The 16714-nt window shown below is 46.4% G+C and carries 14 protein-coding genes; 9 read left to right on the top strand and 5 right to left on the bottom strand.

Features of this window, described 5'->3' with window-relative positions; all coding sequences use genetic code 11:
- Positions 1–9: 9 nt before the first annotated feature.
- The gene (gene glnD / locus J3U75_RS00135) at positions 10–2559 is read left to right on the top strand and encodes a [protein-PII] uridylyltransferase (protein WP_267390013.1); all 2550 of its coding nucleotides are present in this window, start codon (positions 10–12) and stop codon (positions 2557–2559) included.
- Between the two features lie 61 nt (positions 2560–2620).
- The gene (locus tag J3U75_RS00130) at positions 2621–3508 is read left to right on the top strand and encodes an NAD(P)H-hydrate dehydratase (RefSeq protein WP_267389963.1); all 888 of its coding nucleotides are present in this window, start codon (positions 2621–2623) and stop codon (positions 3506–3508) included.
- Between the two features lie 77 nt (positions 3509–3585).
- On the opposite strand, the gene J3U75_RS00125 is transcribed toward J3U75_RS00130, so the two are convergent.
- Genes J3U75_RS00125 through J3U75_RS00115 form a run of 3 tightly spaced genes read right to left on the bottom strand, consistent with a single transcriptional unit; the run spans position 3586 to position 5985 of the window.
- On the bottom strand, positions 3586–4287 hold the full coding sequence (locus J3U75_RS00125) for an aspartate/glutamate racemase family protein (RefSeq protein WP_267389962.1): 702 nt from the start codon (positions 4285–4287) through the stop codon (positions 3586–3588).
- Positions 4288–4321: 34 nt separating this feature from the next.
- Positions 4322–4972 (bottom strand): HAD family hydrolase, encoded by a 651-nt coding sequence (locus J3U75_RS00120; RefSeq protein ID WP_267389961.1) that lies wholly within the window; start codon positions 4970–4972, stop codon positions 4322–4324.
- A 35-nt stretch (positions 4973–5007) separates the two neighbouring features.
- Positions 5008–5985: a cation diffusion facilitator family transporter gene (locus J3U75_RS00115; protein WP_267389960.1), complete on the bottom strand. Its 978-nt coding sequence runs from the start codon at positions 5983–5985 to the stop codon at positions 5008–5010.
- 797 nt (positions 5986–6782) lie between these two features.
- Here J3U75_RS00115 and J3U75_RS00110 point away from each other — a divergent pair.
- Genes J3U75_RS00110 through J3U75_RS00100 form a run of 3 tightly spaced genes read left to right on the top strand, consistent with a single transcriptional unit; the run spans position 6783 to position 10528 of the window.
- The gene (locus tag J3U75_RS00110) at positions 6783–8186 is read left to right on the top strand and encodes an MBOAT family O-acyltransferase (protein WP_267389959.1); all 1404 of its coding nucleotides are present in this window, start codon (positions 6783–6785) and stop codon (positions 8184–8186) included.
- A complete protein-coding gene (locus tag J3U75_RS00105; RefSeq protein WP_267389958.1) occupies positions 8173–9378 on the top strand; it encodes a DUF459 domain-containing protein in 1206 nt (401 codons plus the stop codon). The genes J3U75_RS00110 and J3U75_RS00105 overlap by 14 nt, the downstream gene beginning before the upstream one ends.
- Positions 9368–10528, top strand: a complete 1161-nt coding sequence (locus tag J3U75_RS00100; protein WP_267389957.1) for a GDSL-type esterase/lipase family protein — start codon at positions 9368–9370, stop codon at positions 10526–10528. Before J3U75_RS00105 ends, J3U75_RS00100 begins: the two co-directional genes overlap by 11 nt.
- Positions 10529–10589: 61 nt before the next feature.
- On the opposite strand, the gene nfsA is transcribed toward J3U75_RS00100, so the two are convergent.
- Both nfsA and wrbA read right to left on the bottom strand, forming a co-directional pair.
- Positions 10590–11330, bottom strand: coding sequence for an oxygen-insensitive NADPH nitroreductase (gene nfsA, locus J3U75_RS00095; RefSeq protein ID WP_267389956.1), 741 nt, complete (start codon positions 11328–11330; stop codon positions 10590–10592).
- A 17-nt stretch (positions 11331–11347) separates the two neighbouring features.
- A complete protein-coding gene (gene wrbA, locus J3U75_RS00090) occupies positions 11348–11950 on the bottom strand; it encodes an NAD(P)H:quinone oxidoreductase (protein ID WP_267389955.1) in 603 nt (200 codons plus the stop codon).
- A 131-nt stretch (positions 11951–12081) separates the two neighbouring features.
- Between wrbA and J3U75_RS00085 the strand changes: the two genes are divergently transcribed.
- The 4 genes from J3U75_RS00085 to J3U75_RS00070 all read left to right on the top strand — a co-directional run bounded on the left by J3U75_RS00085 (position 12082) and on the right by J3U75_RS00070 (position 16688).
- Positions 12082–13359: a YihY family inner membrane protein gene (locus J3U75_RS00085; RefSeq protein WP_267389954.1), complete on the top strand. Its 1278-nt coding sequence runs from the start codon at positions 12082–12084 to the stop codon at positions 13357–13359.
- Between the two features lie 49 nt (positions 13360–13408).
- Complete coding sequence (locus J3U75_RS00080; RefSeq protein ID WP_267389953.1) at positions 13409–14734, top strand: M23 family metallopeptidase; 1326 nt, start codon at positions 13409–13411, stop codon at positions 14732–14734.
- A gap of 74 nt (positions 14735–14808) precedes the next feature.
- Complete coding sequence (xth, locus tag J3U75_RS00075) at positions 14809–15573, top strand: exodeoxyribonuclease III (protein WP_267389952.1); 765 nt, start codon at positions 14809–14811, stop codon at positions 15571–15573.
- Positions 15574–15581: 8 nt separating this feature from the next.
- The gene (locus J3U75_RS00070) at positions 15582–16688 is read left to right on the top strand and encodes an anhydro-N-acetylmuramic acid kinase (protein WP_267389951.1); all 1107 of its coding nucleotides are present in this window, start codon (positions 15582–15584) and stop codon (positions 16686–16688) included.
- Positions 16689–16714 lie beyond the last annotated feature (26 nt).

The raw sequence follows: 16714 nt of genomic DNA, 5'->3' as shown, positions 1-16714 counted from the left end.
GTTGCAACGTTGGTTACTTCTCTGGCCGATAAATTAAAACTGCATAAACAGCAGGCTGCCGAAACTTACCGGCGACGGAAGCATCCCTTTGTTTACTTCCGCCAGCACACGCAAATTATTTCTGAAATACTGACTACTTTGTGGCAGCACTTTTTTGCCGAGCAGGAATTATGTTTACTGGCAATAGGTGGTTTCGGCCGTGGTGAGATGTATCCATATTCAGACGTGGATATGGCTATTGTTAGCAGAGAGCCAGTCAGTGATATGTTGCAACATCAGATCGCTGCATTTATTCAGATTTTGTGGGACATTCATCTGCAACCTGCTGCCAAAGTAGGTACGATTGATGAATTATGCGAAAGCGCACGGCAGGATTTAACCGGCGATTCCGCATTGCTAGAAAGCCATTATTTGTGTGGCAGCCGGCAGCTGGCGACAGAGTTAATCCATCAACTGGATTTACAGCGTGATGTCGCTGCATTTACAGAAGGTAAAATACTGGAGCAGAGCCAACGTTATACAAAAGCTTCTGGTGAAGCCAGCTTGTTAGAAGCTAATGTAAAAACGACTCAGGGTGGTTTACGTGATATTCATACTTTATTGTGGCTGGCAAAAGTACAGGGACTACCGCCCCAGATTCATGATTTGATGCGTAATGCCATTCTAAACCGCACCGAGGCAAGATTGCTACTCAGCTGCCAGAAGCAGCTTGCCAGAATCCGCATTGAGCTGCATTTGACCGCAAAACGAGCTGAAGACCGGCTGATTTTCGACCTTCAGACACAGGTGGCAGAAAATCTGGGATATGTGGATGATACAAATTCACGTGCCAGTGAAAAGCTGATGCATGATTTTTACCGCGCCATTAAAGGTGTAAAACAACTCAGTGGCATTCTGGTGCCGATGCTGCGAGACCGCGTCTATGCCACGTTGCCTCGCGTAGTTGTGGAGCTGGATGAACATTATTATCAAGTTGGCAATATGCTGGCGGTACACAACCTTGAGCTTTTTCGGCATAAGCCGGAGCATATTTTTATCAGTCTGCGGATTGCACAGGAACACAGCGATATTATTGGTCTGGCACCAAAAACCCTGCGAGCATGGTGGGCTGCAGCTCATCAGCAAGTGAATGAAGCGTTTTATCAGAATCCAATCAATCGCGAATGCTTTGCTGGCTTCTTCCGGCATGGCAATGGTCTGACGCACTTACTTAGATTTATCAATCTGTATGGTGTGCTAGGCAAGTATCTGCCGGCGTGGGAAAAAATTGTGGGTTTACTGCAACACGACCTGTTTCATATCTATCCGGTAGACGACCATATTTTAATGGTGGTGCGTAATATGCGCCGTTTGGCTATGGAACGACACAGCCATGAACAGCCATTTGCTTCTACTTTGATGCATGCTTTTGAACGCAAGCACATTTTATATATGGCGGCATTGTTTCATGATATAGCTAAAGGACGTGGCGGCGATCACGCCGTGAAAGGCGTAGCTGATGCACGTTCCTTTGCAAAAGATCATTTTCTGGATGCAGAGGAAAGTGATTTGCTTGCATGGTTGGTGGAACAGCACCTGTTGATGTCGATGACTGCGCAAAAAGAAGATATTCAAGACCCTGAAGTAGTAGCTCGATTTAGTAATCAAGTTAAAACAATTGAACGGTTGACCGCATTGTATTTGCTTACGGTTGCAGATATTCGCGGTACTAATCCAAAAATCTGGAATTCATGGAAAGCCAGCCTACTGGAAAGTTTATATAAAGCCGCACTGCATTACCTAAACGGTAGACAGAGTAACCGGCAGACAGCCATTCTTGACCGGCGTCAGCAGGCGATGCATGAATTAAGTCAGTATCAAATCAGCGAGTCACAGCAGCGTGAACTGTGGCATATTCTCGGGCAGGCGTATTTTGCACGCCATGAATGGCAGGATATTTTGTGGCATTTGTCCAAAATCATCAATTATGAGCAGCAGCCACAGGCACATAGTCAGTGGCTTCCGGATACAAATACATTAAAAGTGATGGTTTATATGCCAAACCGGCCAAAACTCTTTACAGAGCTGGCTTCAGTGTTTAGTGAGGCAGGAATGAATATCCTGACTGCGCGTGCTTATATTACCGACCACAACTTTATTCTGGATACTTTTATTCTACAATTTCCATCTGGCCTCAGCACTGCTGATTACCTCAGTATTCAGAATAAAACTGAGCTGGCACTAAACCAGTTTGTGAATGGCAATCTGTCGATGAGTGCTGCCACTCCGGCTAGTCTGAGCCGGCGCAGCAGGCATATGCCGATAGCGCCCCGCATTACCATCGATGAGGAAGATAACCCTGGCTGGTATAATTTACACGTCATTACGGCTAATCGACGCTTTTTATTGGCCAATATTGCCGCAGTGTTATCAGAGCTGAATATCAGCATCCGATTTGCCAAAATCACCACATTGGACGAACGTGTAGAAGACAGCTTTCTGGTGTATGCGCCCCATCTAGCAGATACCCAGCAGCAATTACAGTTAAAAAATGCACTGCTAGACCAGCTCCTGTGCTGAGCAAGACAATGTAGTAACGGCCTAAAAACTACAGGTAAACAATACATATAGTGAAGAGATAATGAACACATTCAGGACTGACAGGGAATTATTACGCCAATGGCAGCGGCTGGCACGCAGTCAGTTTCCTGCTATATGCCAACCTCGTCCTGCAGAAAGCCATAAAGGTACCTTTGGTACACTGGGTATTATTGGTGGCGCTGAAGGCATGGCTGGATCGGTTTCTTTGTCGGCTGTAGCAGCTTTGCATTGTGGATGCGGTAAAGTCTGGCTTGGCTTTAACCAGCCTTTTTTACCCTTACCGGTACTGGCACAACAGCCGGAAATTATGCTAGCTACTGCTGAGCAACTGCTGCAACGCTCAGACATTAGTGCATGGGTAATCGGTTGTGGTTTGGGCACACAAGAATCGGCTGTATCAGTACTGACAGCATGCCTGCAACAACACAATATAGTTACGTTGTTGGATGCAGATGCGCTTAATCTGCTGGCACAGCAGCCAGATATCCTGACCGGTAGAAAGAATAAACACAATATTATACTGACACCTCATCCCGGAGAAGCCTCTCGCTTGCTGCAATGCAGCATCAGTGAAATACAAGGAAACCGCAACCAAGCAGTATGCCGATTGGCAGCAAAATATAATGCATGGGTTGTTTTGAAAGGACATCATAGCCTGATCGCTTCACCTAACGGGCAAGTTTGGCAGAATAACAGTGGCAATCCCGGGCTAGCTACGGCTGGCAGTGGAGATGTGCTCGCCGGAATTATCGGAAGTCTATTGGCGCAACAAATACCATTGGAGCAAGCCGTTTATGCTGGTGTGTGGTTACATGGTACAGCTGCCGATATCCTTGCTGCCAATGAAATTGGCCCTATTGGTTTATGTGCCGGTGAAATTGCCCCAGCTGTACGCTGGCTGAGAAACCGCCTGAGTGAAACTAATTGAATAGTAAACAAGCCGGATATTTGGATAAGTAACCGGCTTTGACTTTCCTTCTAAAGGTTTATTGTACGAAAGGGCTATTATTGCTTATCTGCCAGTGCCCAGTTCACGGCCGCAGTAGCGTGGATGGCAGTTGTATCAAAAACAGGCACCGGACTATCTGCTTCAGATACCAGCAACATGATTTCAGTACAACCAAGAATTATGGCCTCTGCTCCCGCATCTACCAAATGTTGAATAATCTGCCGATACTGCTGGCGCGACTCTTCACGAATAATGCCGGACACCAGTTCGTTATATATGATTTTATGCACTGTTTGGCAATCATGATCATTTGGAATCAGTACCTGCAAACCATATTTATCGGTGAGCCGTCCTTTGTAGAAGTCCTGCTTCATGGTAAATTCCGTACCCAGCAACCCGACTTTGCGAAGTTTTTGGCGGCAAATTTGTTCGGCAGTAGCATCGGCTATGTGTAGCAATGGAATGCAAACACTGTTTTGCACTTGCTCCGCCATACGATGCATGGTGTTGGTGCAAATAACGATACATTCTGCACCGCCCTGCTGCAACTGACGCGCGGCATGGCACATTTTTTCAGCCAACTTATCCCACTGACCCTGATGCTGTAACGCTTCTATTTCTGCGAAATCAACAGACAACATAATGCTTTGAGCTGAATGGGTACTGCCTAGTCGATCACGTACCTGCTCATTTATCATGCGGTAATATTCCGCAGAACTTTCCCAGCTCATGCCGCCAATTAAACCGATGATTTTCATTATTAACCCCCTTGAAATACATCTAAAAAATTATTTATTTTAATAATTTGAGAATTTGTTCAGGCTTCTCAATCACATAATCAGCTGGCCAACTCGCTGTATCGTCTGTGGCACTGATGTAACCCCAGTTTGCCAATACGGTAATCATACCGGCTTGACGTCCTGCTTGCATATCACGTTCAGCATCACCAACATACATACAATTTTCCGGTGCCACACCGATTTGTCTGCAGGCGTAAAACATCGGTATGGTGCTGGGCTTGGGAGCGCTGGTGGTATCACCACTTACAACTACAGATGGTTTAACACTATATTCTAATTTTGGAAGCAGGCGGTCAGTAAACACATGTGGTTTGTTGGTAATAATGCCCCAGACAATATTTTGCTCAGCTAACTTGAGCAAAAGCTCATTGACACCTCCAAACAATACAGTTTCATCAGTAAAGTGCAGCTCGTATTCGGCCAGAAAATCACGCCGCAAAGTGGCAAATTCAGGATGATCCGGTTGCCATCCAGTTCCTAGCGTGATCAGGCCGGAAGCACCATGGCTGGCTACCGGTCGAATTTCGGTCATGCTTTTTTGCGGCAGATGCTGCTTTTCCAAAACTCGGTTGAGAGTGGTACCCAAATCTGGGGCAGTATCTGCAAGTGTGCCATCTAAATCAAATAATACCGCTTTAATCATGATTTCGTTTCCATCCATGAGCTGCATGTATTGTATTAATGTGCATGTTGATGAGCAACAGAAGGCATGCAGCATAACAAATTGTCACTGTGCGTATGGGCATTGCTTTCCGTCTGTACTGTTACATGATGGATATCATGTTTGAGCAGAACAGAGGCAAGCTCATTCACTAGTTTCTCTGCTTCGGCAACGGTAATGGTACCATCCACAACGATATGACAAGACAATGCGTTCATATTACTGGTAATTGTCCATGCATGTAAATCATGCACGGCCTTGATTCCTGGCATGGCCAATATCACATTGCCTAGCTGCTCAAGTTCGATGTCGTCTGGGGTTCCTTCCATTAGAATACGCAATGTTGTTTTCAGAATACCGATACCACTGTAAGCAATCAAACAGGCCACTACTACACTGGCCAACGGGTCTGCCCAACGCCAGCCGAACAGCATCATGAGTATGGCCGCAACGATCGCCCCTACAGATCCGAGTAAATCACCCAGCACATGTAAAAAAGCACCGCGCATATTTACATTATGCTCGGTCTCAGTACTTCGATGCATATACCACGCGATAGCGATATTCACCAGCAAACCCAAGACACTGATAATCAGCATGCCACGAGTAGCAATGGCTGGTGGATTAACGAAACGGCCAATGGCTTCATAGACAATCAATACTGCAATCACCATCAGTGCGATGCCGTTAACGGCTGCGGCAATAATCTCAAAACGCTTATAACCGAATGTCTGCCGCTGATTAACCGGCCGTTCACTCAGATGAAATGCTATTAGAGACAATGCCAGTGCTAGCGCATCGGAAAACATATGGCCGGCATCGGAAAGCAGCGCTAGACTATTGGTTAACCAGCCACCGATGATTTCCACCAGCATATAAGCCCCGATAACCAACAATGAAACACGCAGCACCTGCTTATCCGCGGCGTGTGCTCCAAGATGATGGTGATGCCCGCTTTCATGAGTGTGCTCATGAGTACGATTGTGTTGGTGCATAGTAAGCCTTATCTAAAATAGCCTGAGAATGCTTCAGGCTAAACCCTGACGTAAGGTAAAAGTCAATTACTGATATCAGCCGAGCTGAGGACAAATGATGGCATAATGCATTAAAGATACAGAAATTTATTGCCACAGATTAGCTGAGCTTTTGGATAATAGCAAAAAAAAAATAAACCTACTGCTATTTCAATTCACTTAATATAAAAAGCTTTCACTGAGACTGGTCAAACAACAATAGATAGTGCGGTTATGTTGATATATGATAACTATAGTTATATTCTAAAATAAAATTTTTTTGGATAACAAAATTTTATATTTGAATTTCGTTACAATATTTCACACTTACAGGTAAAATAGTCACTTTCTAATTTGATGCAATTTTGCCCCACCATGGCTCTATCAATATAGAAATTTACAGCCAATCTAGATTAACCGAAAAGAATGTTATTCAGCAGCCTCAGAACGAAACAAACACAGTATTCCGAACCAGAACGGTGAATAATTTTTATTCAGAAATCAATTAAGCCACTACAGTAGAATCTTTGTTTGCAACTTCGAGTGATATACAGCCTAAATCTCTGTGTCCTGCCGATAGGCATAAACATGAATTAACTGATTTTAAACAGAAACTTTTCTGCTTATATGTTTGGCATGGTTAAACAATCTCTTTTTTATTTTTGCTTATTGGCTTCATGTTTAGCTTTATATCCATCGAATTTAGTCTGTGTTTCATTGTTTTTTTCTGCCTATATTGGCTTCTGGGCGCCAGACCAAGGATCCAGAATTTTCTTTTATTGTGTACCAGTTATCTGATTGTGTATCTATGCGGTAGACTGCCGGCTCTGGCCACCCTATTAATATATACATTTATCATTTATGTGATATCAGCCTGCATTAATCGCAGTAAAAAACCGAGAATCTGGCTGATATCTGGAATTACCATTACCATTCTGCAACTGATATTGTGGAAATATTCCGATTTTTTCTCTGCACAAATAAACGAGAATTCGGATTGGTTTAGGAGTAACACAGACTGGATAGCTAATGTTATATTACCGCTGGGCTTATCCTATTATTCATTTCAAGCAATTAGCTATCTGGTTTCTCTTTATCAACTTCGCAATGGTAGACAAATAGCCGGCCAGCCTTTATCTTTGTCTGCTCTGGCATTGCATCTTGCTTTTTTTCCGACCATCACCGCAGGGCCAATTGCTCGCGCTTATGATGCTCGTGGTTTAACGGACATATCTGGTCAGCCCTGTGGCATGGCCGCGCAAATCCAAGCTGTAGAACGCCGCCGTATTTTGGCCCCAGCAGTGGCTTTGTGTCTGATTGCAATGGCACTGACGAAAAACTGGTGGTTTTCGGGCTGGATTGGAGATAACTGGGTGGATCCGGTTTTTGCCAATCCCATGCAGTATCAGAGTTTGGAAATACTGGCTGCCATTTACGGTTATACTTTACAGCTGTTTTTTAATTTTTCAGGCTACAGCGACCTGATGGTAGGCATGGGTCTGCTGTTGGGCTTTCGCTTGCCGCTTAACTTCCGTTCGCCGTTATTAGCTTATAATATTCGCGATTTTTGGAAGCGCTGGCACATCAGCCTGTCTACATGGATTAGGGATTACATATTTATTCCGTTAGGTGGCAGCCGGAGCAGCTATATACGCACACAGCTTAATCTGCTTATTGCAATGGCATTATCCGGTATTTGGCATGGCAATGGCTGGCCATTCCTCATCTGGGGATTATTGCATGGTACAGGGATGATATTGCTAAACCTGAGCGATTGGCTATATAGCCGTCTACGTCACTGTACTGCTGAACAGGCACGCGATAGTCTGAGCAAAAGTGGCCGTGTAGGCAAAATTTTAAGCATCATCATTACAGTACATTTCGTGTGTTTCTGTTTTGTGTTTTTTCGGGCACCCACCCTTAACGATGCTTTAATGTTGCTGCACGCTTTGTTCTGTAATTATATTAACGTACCGCTAAGTACCAACCCTTTCTACTTTTTCAGCCTGTTGCTGCTGGCCTGGATAGCTTATCCATTGCTAAACAGACTGACCAAACAGTTATTCCAGCGTGCAGAGAGTTTACCGCGCTACAGTCTGATTGTGCCTTTATTATTGCTGCTGGTGCTGATATTAATCTGTGCTCCGGCCGGAATTCCGGGATTTATCTATGCAAACTTCTAAATATCGCCGTCTGCCGACCTACCATAGTCATAATCAGAAAAAAAAATATACTCAGTTTGAGCAAATGCCCGTGGTAAGCGTGAAAACAGTGACCACAGTACCCATGGTAGTGGCATCCGATGAAGAATCAGAATCAAAGGTACAACCACCCAAAAGCAACAAACAGCAGTTTCGGTATGTTTTGCTAAGCTTAATCCTCGCTGCCGGCTTATCTTTATGGTTGATGCAGGATTCAGTAGAAAACTATTATCAGCAGACGTATCATAAAAACAGTATTTTATCCAAACTAAAACAATATTCGTGGTGGCAAGCAGGCGCCAAAGCAGTATTGGTACTCAATAGTGGTATCAGTTGGCTGAATCAGAACATTACATCTGCCAATCACAATGTCACAACAAGCTTTAATCAGCATGTTGCTGATGCAGATAAAAATAAGACCACCATTACACAAAAACCACAGTTGACAGTGCAGCAGAATCTGCAACAGACAGCTAAACCAGACAGTATCAAATCAGCTTTCACACTGGGTGCCGAAGATGAAGTATTCTTTGCCGGTGATTCCTTAATGCAGGGGGTGGCGCCACATATCCAGAAATGGCTAAGCGAAGGCTATGGTATCAAAAGCATTAATCTTGCCAAGCAAAGCACTGGACTCACCTATCCTGGCTTTTTCAACTGGCCTGAAACCATCGCTCGTACCTTAAATGACAATCCCCGCATTAAGATTATGGTAATATTTCTGGGGCCAAACGACCCGTGGGATATTCCTGATCCGCATAATGGCACTCGCTTTATCAGCTTTGCTTCTGCGCGCTGGGAAAGCATGTACCGCAGCCGCATACAAACGATTATGGACACTGCCCGCCAGCATCAGGTAACTGTGCTATGGCTTACCCCGCCGGATATGCGCCGCCATAAACTTAATCAGCAAATGGTTTACCTGCGTCAGTTGACTACTGACGAGGTAATGCGAAATCATGGTTTTGTTGTTGATACCCGCGCCATGCTCGGTAGCAATGGAGATGAATATACTGATACCTTGATGCAACCAAATGGCAAAAAAATCAAAACCCGTAGTGCAGATGGTATTCATTTCACCATCTCAGGGCAGAAAATTATTGCTAGAGATATTTTCCACCGCTTTATCTTACCGGCACAGCCAAATAAAAACGATTACTCAAATGTACACTAAAACACATTTAGCTATCCTAAGCTGCTGCTTGTGGATTATGGCCTGCTCTGCCGATCCGGCTCCGGCTCAATCTAGCCGTAATCACCATAGTACAGCTTTACCGGACAATAACAGGGCACAGCTGGCAAAGGCCTTTAAGAAAAAAAGTATTAACATCGTACAGCTAGGAGACTCGCATACAGCTGCTGATTACCTCACAGACGCTGCCCGTGTACGCTTGCAACAGCAGCTGGGCAACGGCGGCCCGGGCTGGGCTATGCCTACTCAGTTTCCCGGTATGCGGCTGGCAAGCTATATCTATCAGAATCAGGGCTGGCAGGCTATATCTAGCCGCACGGACACCAACATAAACTATGCGCTCGGCGGCCTGATTGCTACTCCTGCCGTCGGTTCAGTAATGACTATAGCAACCAAAGAACCAGAAGCTGAGCAAACTGTAACAGTCAGCATCCGGCAAGGGCCGAACGATGAAGATTTATCCGTTACCGATAGCAACGGCCAGCAGATTGAACTGGCCGCCCATCCTAAGGATAATCAGTGGCATTTCAGCCAGTTTAATGCCCGTTTTCCGATTACCGTCAAAGCAGGCATGAATTTTCAGACTGCCATCGGTGGCTGGTGGGCACGTAATCAAAACAAGCAAGGGGTAGTATTTTCGGCACTTGGAATCAACGGTTTTCAGCTCAACCAATGGAATCGCTGGAATACAACGGCGTGGCAGCAAGAACTGAACGTTATAGCTCCAGACCTCATTATTTTGGCCTTCGGTACCAACGAAGCCTACAACAATCTAGACACCGCCACAGTAAAACAGAATCTTATCGAAACCATTGCTCTCATCCGTACCGCCTCACCCAATAGCGCTATCATGCTGCTAGGTGCTCCAGAAAGCCTTAAAAGTACTGCTGGTGCATGCGGCGTACGTCCAGAAAAACTAACCGAGCTGCAAAACATGCAGAAAGAAGTAGCGCAAAATCAGCATACTTTCTACTGGGACTGGCAGGCTGTCATGGGTGGCGAATGCAGTATGAAAACATGGATTGGTGAGGGGTTAGCGCGTAGCGATGGTGTGCATTTCACAGCCAGTGGTTATCAACGTCTGGGTGAGGCACTGGCCGACAGCATACTAGCATTACCACAGCATCGTTAACGCTTTATCAAATACAAAACACCTGTCCAGACAACACGGACAGGTGTTTTTTCCAATCAGCTTAGCGTGTGGCCAGCCCCTGCTGATGCAAAAATGGCAGAATATGCGGGCGCACCGGCTGAGCAAAATTATTGGCAACGGCCTTACTCCAATTGAGATCCAGACCACTACGATCACGATAATACTGCGTCAGCTGCTCATCATAGGCAGCCAGCTTAGCCGGATCAAGCGGACGATAGCGGTTTTCACTCACCAGCGTCTCCAAAGGCAGGCGCGGACGATACATCGGATCCTGTGCCGGATATCCCAGACACAACCCAAACAGCGGAAATGTTAGTGACGGTAATTCCAGAATTTCAGCTGCACGGGCTGTATCATTGCGTAAAGAACCAATATACACACCACCCAGACCCAGTGATTCCGCAGCCAGCAAACAGTTCTGAGCCATGATACCTGCATCAACTGAGCCAATAATCATCGCTTCAGTCCAATCAAGCTGCGCTTCCGGAAAAGCCAGCCGGTGTCTGGTATAGTCTACACAAAATACCCAAAATTCAGCCGCCGTACGCACATATTTCTGATTGGCAGCCACTTCGCACAAAGCCGCACGCTTATCTGCATCTGTGACACGGATAATATGTGTACTTTGCATAAAACTAGAAGAAGACGCCGCCCGTCCTGCCTCCCATATAGCTTCACGCTGCTCATCAGTTAAAGCTTCTTCAGTAAATTTACGAATTGAGCGGTGGCGATAAATTGTGGGCAAAGTAGCCGCACTCTTCAAATTGGTGTGATAAGTCATAATTATTCCTAAAACGATTATTTGCGTGCCAGCCGCAAAGTTAGCTCTGCTAGCCGTTTACCCTGAGCAAATGCCAGCGCTTCTTCAGCTTCACTTAACTGAGTGTTGTTGTGCATTCCGGCTACATGGCTGGCACCATAGGGCGTACCACCACTATGTGTAGCATTAAGCTGTGGCTCGCTAAACGGAATCCCGCATATCAACATCCCATGATGCAGCAATGGCGTTATCATACTCAGCAAAGTACTCTCCTGTCCGCCATGCAAACTAGTAGTGCTGGTAAACACACAGGCAGGCTTGCCAATCAGGCTGCCGGCCAACCACAGACTACTGGTGCTGTCGAGAAAATATTTCACCGGTGCGGCACAATTGCCAAAACGGGTAGGACTACCCAGCGCCAATGCGGCACAATCCTGCAACTCTTCAAGCGTAACATAGGGTGCACCTTCATCCGGAATGACGGCAGCAGTTGCCTCACATTCAGCCGATACCTTAGGTACAGTACGCAACAAAGCTTCACAACCAGCCACACTATTTATACCTCGTGCCAGCGCTAGCGCCAGATTGCGGGTACTGCCAGATAAACTGTAATACACCACTAGAATAGGCAAATCTTTCATCAAGCGCTCCTGAAACTGTTTTCATGCCATTATTGTGCCGTAACTGCCCCTACTTGAACAGTCAGCACCGAAATTCTGCTGCAAAACCACATTTTTGGTTACAATCAGTTAGCCGCTTGTCAGGAGTAGCCATGAATATACATTTATTTAAAAGCAAATATTTACAGCAGCGCCTGCCCCAGTTTTTACTCTTTGTCGCACACAATTACCAGCGCTGCAATCTGCCTCTGATTGCTGCCAGCCTAACCTTCACCACCCTACTGGCATTGGTACCGTTTTTTACTATTACTGTAATTGTGGTTAACGCATTTCCCATGTTTGCGGATATGGCCACACGGTTTAATCAGTTTCTAACTCATATTATTGTTCCTGCAGCCGGCGCAGATTCCGTAAGCGATTATCTATATGCTTTTCGTGACAAAGCCAGCGGCCTCACCGCAGTAGGCATCAGTTTCATGATCATCACTTCGCTGATGCTGATTCAGACCATAGAACACGCATTCAACCAAATCTGGCAGGCTCGCGACCAGCGTCCGATATGGATACGTATTCTGATTTACTGGGCCTTGCTGACACTGGGACCGTTGGTGCTGGGCATGAGTCTTTCAGCCCTCGGTTTTTTGTCCAATCCAGACAACGTAGCCGGCCAAATTCCGTTTTACAGTAAAATTTTCAAAATCAGCACCAATCTAGCATTGATAACTCTATTGCTGTTTCTACTGTACAAACTGGTACCATTCTGTTTTGTAAACTGGAGGCATGCCTTAACCGGTGCATTAATTACTGCAATCGGGCTGGATTTACTGCGACGAGGATTTGCTATATTTGTCACCCACTTTGGCAATTATCAGCTTGTATACGGTGCTTTTGCTGCCATACCAGTATTTCTAATCTGGCTGAATTTGTTATGGCTGCTCTTACTCGCCGGCGCCGTACTCACTTCTTCATTACCTTATTGGCATCAAGACAGATTTCTTCATCTACGTGTGTATCAGCCGTTTGAAAATGCACTTGACCTCATGTACAGACTAATCCTGTGCCAGCAGCAAGGACAAGCCATCAAATGCTGTGAACTACAGCAGCTTCTAAGCATCAGCGACAAACATCTGGACCAGATACTAAGCAAACTCAAACACAAGCACTACATTACCGACAGCAGCAATGGCTGGGTATTACAAACCGATCCCAACAAAATTACGCTAGCCGATTTATATCAACTATTTATATATCAGCCCAACCAGTACTCAGCCATAGCCAGCTCCATACAAACACTGCTCAACCCCTGTTTACAACATATGAATATCAGCCTGAGCGAATGGGCTCGCCATTTCCGCGCGCAAGAAAAAGAAAATCAACAACAGAAAAAAGCACAAAAACCAAACAAGGCACTGGCAATTTCGGATAAATAGTTTTACATTTACCGGTTTTAGCGTTGCATAAACAACACAATACCTGACCATGAGCAAGTTTAACCAAGCAGCAGCGTTAATCAGGCGCCTGAAAAATAAAATAGCCAGTCATCCCCGACTATGGTTTGGCACAGCAGCAACACTGATACTGCTGCTGGGTATTGTGATTCCGGCCAGCTGCCAACACCAGCCACAAACCTACCAGCCACAGCAAACTACCATCAAATTGCCTCCGGTAAAAATCACACCACGAACTACCAATCTCAACTTCTGGCGCGACGAAGTCGTACAGCCGGGCGATACCATCAGCATGGTTTTACAACGATTTCATATTAATGACGAAGAAATCCGACAAATTACCAACCTGAAAATCATTAAAAACCAAGTTCAACACCTGCAAGTGAACCAAGTATTCAGCATCCGTATGGACAACAATGGCCACCTGACCGATATCCAGTTTTTCAATGATGACGATAACGGTGAAAAAAATCTGGTAGCACTCAAAAAAACCGGCAACAATTGGAATGCCGATATCGGCGCAGTAGATACCGAAACCCTCCCAACATTCAAAGCCGTTGTCGTCAAAACCTCCGCCCGTGGAGCACTGGCGCAGGCCGGCATACCCGTCGAAATCCGCGAATCATTGCGGGAAATATTCAAAGACAAAATAGACATTAATACCCTGCAAAGCGGCGACACCATCCGCTTGATTTACGACAGCCTGTACTATCGCGGACAGGAACTGGCTACAGGTGACATCCGTGCTGCGGAATTCAGCCACAACGGCACCCTATATCAAGCCTATTATTTCGACACTGGCAATGATGGCAATGGCCAGTATTACGACGCCACAGGCAAACCCTTACGGCAAGGATTCACCAGTGTACCTGTAGAAGGGGCACGCATTTCCTCTCCGTTTGGTACCCGTTTCCATCCAATACTGCAAACCCTGCGTATGCACAGCGGTATAGACTATGCCGTGGCTAGCGGTACACCGATCCACGCACCGTCTGACGGAATAGTAGAAAGCTACGGCATCAAAGGCGGCTATGGCAACGCGGTGATATTACGTCACAACGACAGCATGCAAACACTTTACGGACACATGAGTGCTTTTGCCAACCTCAGTCCCGGCCAACATGTACAAGCCGGAGATATAATTGGCTACGTTGGCAGCACCGGCGTTTCCACCGGCCCACACTTGCATTACGAAGTTAGAATTAACGGTCAGCCAGTTAATCCCGCCAGCGTAGCCCTGCCCACCCGAAAACTGAATGCACACGAACTGGCGACTTTCAAAAAGATGGAGCAGCGTTGGAATTCCCGTCTGGCAGACATCCGCAATCTGAGTGTTACTATCGCCCAGATGGATTAACCGTACACACTAGCACGCTAGAACTCAGTTCCGAATACGCATACAATAACCGCTTTGCTGACAGTGTATCCATCATGAAAATTGCCACCTGGAATGTCAACTCTTTAAACGTACGCCTGCCCCATACTCTGCGTTGGCTAGAAGAAAACCAGCCGGATATACTGGCCTTGCAGGAACTGAAACTTGAACAAGACAAATTTCCGGAGGCAGAATTCACCGGCATCGGCTATCACGCTGCATGGAACGGCCAGAAAACCTACAATGGTGTGGCCATTCTCAGCCGTCAACCGTTTCAAGAAGTGAGCATCGATATTCCGGAATTAAACGAACCGCAAAAGCGCATCATTGCCGCCACAATCGATGATATCCGCATTGTCTGTGCCTACTGTGTCAACGGCGAAGCCATAGGCAGCGAAAAATTTGCCTATAAAGAACGCTGGTTTGCCGCTCTCCAAGCCTATATGCGCACACAGCTAGAAAAATATCCCCAAACTATATTACTCGGCGATTTCAACATAGCTCCGCATAACATCGATGTATACGACCCTGAAAAATGGCAAGATAAAGTTTTATGTTCGCCACAGGAACGGAGCTGGTTTCAGCAACTGCTGCAATTGGGCTTTACCGACAGCCTGCATCAACTGTATCCCGACAGCGCTCACTATACATGGTGGGATTACCGCATGAATATGTTCAAACGCAAGCTTGGCCTTCGCATCGATCACATCTTGCTGAGTGAAAAACTTGTCCCACTGCTGCGTGACGTACAGGTGGACAGTAGTGCACGCGGCTGGGAGCGTCCCAGCGACCATGCACCTGTAATCGCTACCCTTGCCTAATGAACAGCATGCAACCTTTTCAATACTATATCGGCCTAATGTCAGGTACCAGCATGGATGGAATTGATGCCGTGCTGGCCACACTCAGCGGTACCAAATGGCGGGGCGTCAGTGCTCATGCCTTCATTGCTTATCCCGATGAACTGAAACAACATTTACTTGCTTTACAAATCCCCGCTCACAACGAGCTTGCACAGGCCGCACTACTAGCACAGCAACTGGCTCAGCTCAATGCACAGGCCGTCAGTGCCGTTCTCAGCCACGCTCGGATAAAGCCAGAAGCCATCACCGCACTCGGTTGTCATGGCCAAACCATACGCCATGCACCACAACAGCACTACAGTATTCAGTTGATGGATTGGGCACTGCTGGCCGAGCTGACAGGTATTACCACAGTTGGAGATTTCCGTAGCCGCGATTTAGCCGCAGGTGGTCAGGGAGCACCACTAGTTCCAGCCTTTCATCAAGCTGTGTTTGCCAGTACACAGCAATCACGCGTAGTACTGAATTTAGGCGGCATAGCCAACATCAGCGTCCTAACTCCTAGCCGGCCGGCTTTCGGCTTCGACACAGGGCCTGCCAATATGCTGATGGATGCATGGGTACAACTACACTGGCAACAACAATATGATCACAACGGTACACTTGCCAGTAATGGGCAAATTATTGTGTCACTGCTGCAATCCATGCTTAGCGATGCTTATTTTGCCAAGCCTTATCCCAAAAGCACCGGCCGTGATTTATTCAGCCTGAATTGGCTCAGCCACTACCTCAGTGGTAGAGAAAATCCGGCAGATGTATTGCGTACCTTACTGGAACTCACCGCACAAACAGCTGTCAGCGCCATCATCAGCGCCGCACCCAGCACCGAATGCGTATACGTCTGTGGCGGCGGCAGCCGAAACATGCTGCTCATGCAAACATTGAGACAATTACTCAGCCGGCACCACATCACCCTGCATACCACTGATGCATTACAACTTCCAGCACAACTGGTTGAAGCAGCCGCTTTTGCATGGCTTGCCGCATGCTGGTATCAGCGCCAGCCGGTAGCCACTCACCTCGCCACCGGTGCTGCCGGTGCACGCATTCCTGGCTGCGGCTACTGGGCTTAACCATCAGCAAAAAACCGTTAAATCCT

The organism is Snodgrassella sp. B3088, from assembly GCF_026535815.1.
GTDB classification, from domain to species: Bacteria; Pseudomonadota; Gammaproteobacteria; order Burkholderiales; family Neisseriaceae; genus Snodgrassella; species Snodgrassella alvi_E.
This window is presented reverse-complemented; position numbering and strand designations above follow the sequence as displayed.

What these genes read in the sequence shown, in the direction of transcription:
- J3U75_RS00130 (WP_267389963.1), top strand. Translation starts at nt 2,621, where the DNA reads ATGAACACATTCAGGACTGACAGGGAATTATTACGCCAATGGCAGCGG.
- J3U75_RS00125 (WP_267389962.1), bottom strand. Translation starts at nt 4,287, where the DNA reads ATGAAAATCATCGGTTTAATTGGCGGCATGAGCTGGGAAAGTTCTGCG.
- J3U75_RS00120 (WP_267389961.1), bottom strand. Translation starts at nt 4,972, where the DNA reads ATGATTAAAGCGGTATTATTTGATTTAGATGGCACACTTGCAGATACT.
- J3U75_RS00115 (WP_267389960.1), bottom strand. Translation starts at nt 5,985, where the DNA reads ATGCACCAACACAATCGTACTCATGAGCACACTCATGAAAGCGGGCAT.
- J3U75_RS00105 (WP_267389958.1), top strand. Translation starts at nt 8,173, where the DNA reads ATGCAAACTTCTAAATATCGCCGTCTGCCGACCTACCATAGTCATAAT.
- J3U75_RS00100 (WP_267389957.1), top strand. Translation starts at nt 9,368, where the DNA reads ATGTACACTAAAACACATTTAGCTATCCTAAGCTGCTGCTTGTGGATT.
- nfsA (WP_267389956.1), bottom strand. Translation starts at nt 11,330, where the DNA reads ATGACTTATCACACCAATTTGAAGAGTGCGGCTACTTTGCCCACAATT.
- wrbA (WP_267389955.1), bottom strand. Translation starts at nt 11,950, where the DNA reads ATGAAAGATTTGCCTATTCTAGTGGTGTATTACAGTTTATCTGGCAGT.
- J3U75_RS00085 (WP_267389954.1), top strand. Translation starts at nt 12,082, where the DNA reads ATGAATATACATTTATTTAAAAGCAAATATTTACAGCAGCGCCTGCCC.
- J3U75_RS00080 (WP_267389953.1), top strand. Translation starts at nt 13,409, where the DNA reads ATGAGCAAGTTTAACCAAGCAGCAGCGTTAATCAGGCGCCTGAAAAAT.
- xth (WP_267389952.1), top strand. Translation starts at nt 14,809, where the DNA reads ATGAAAATTGCCACCTGGAATGTCAACTCTTTAAACGTACGCCTGCCC.
- J3U75_RS00070 (WP_267389951.1), top strand. Translation starts at nt 15,582, where the DNA reads ATGCAACCTTTTCAATACTATATCGGCCTAATGTCAGGTACCAGCATG.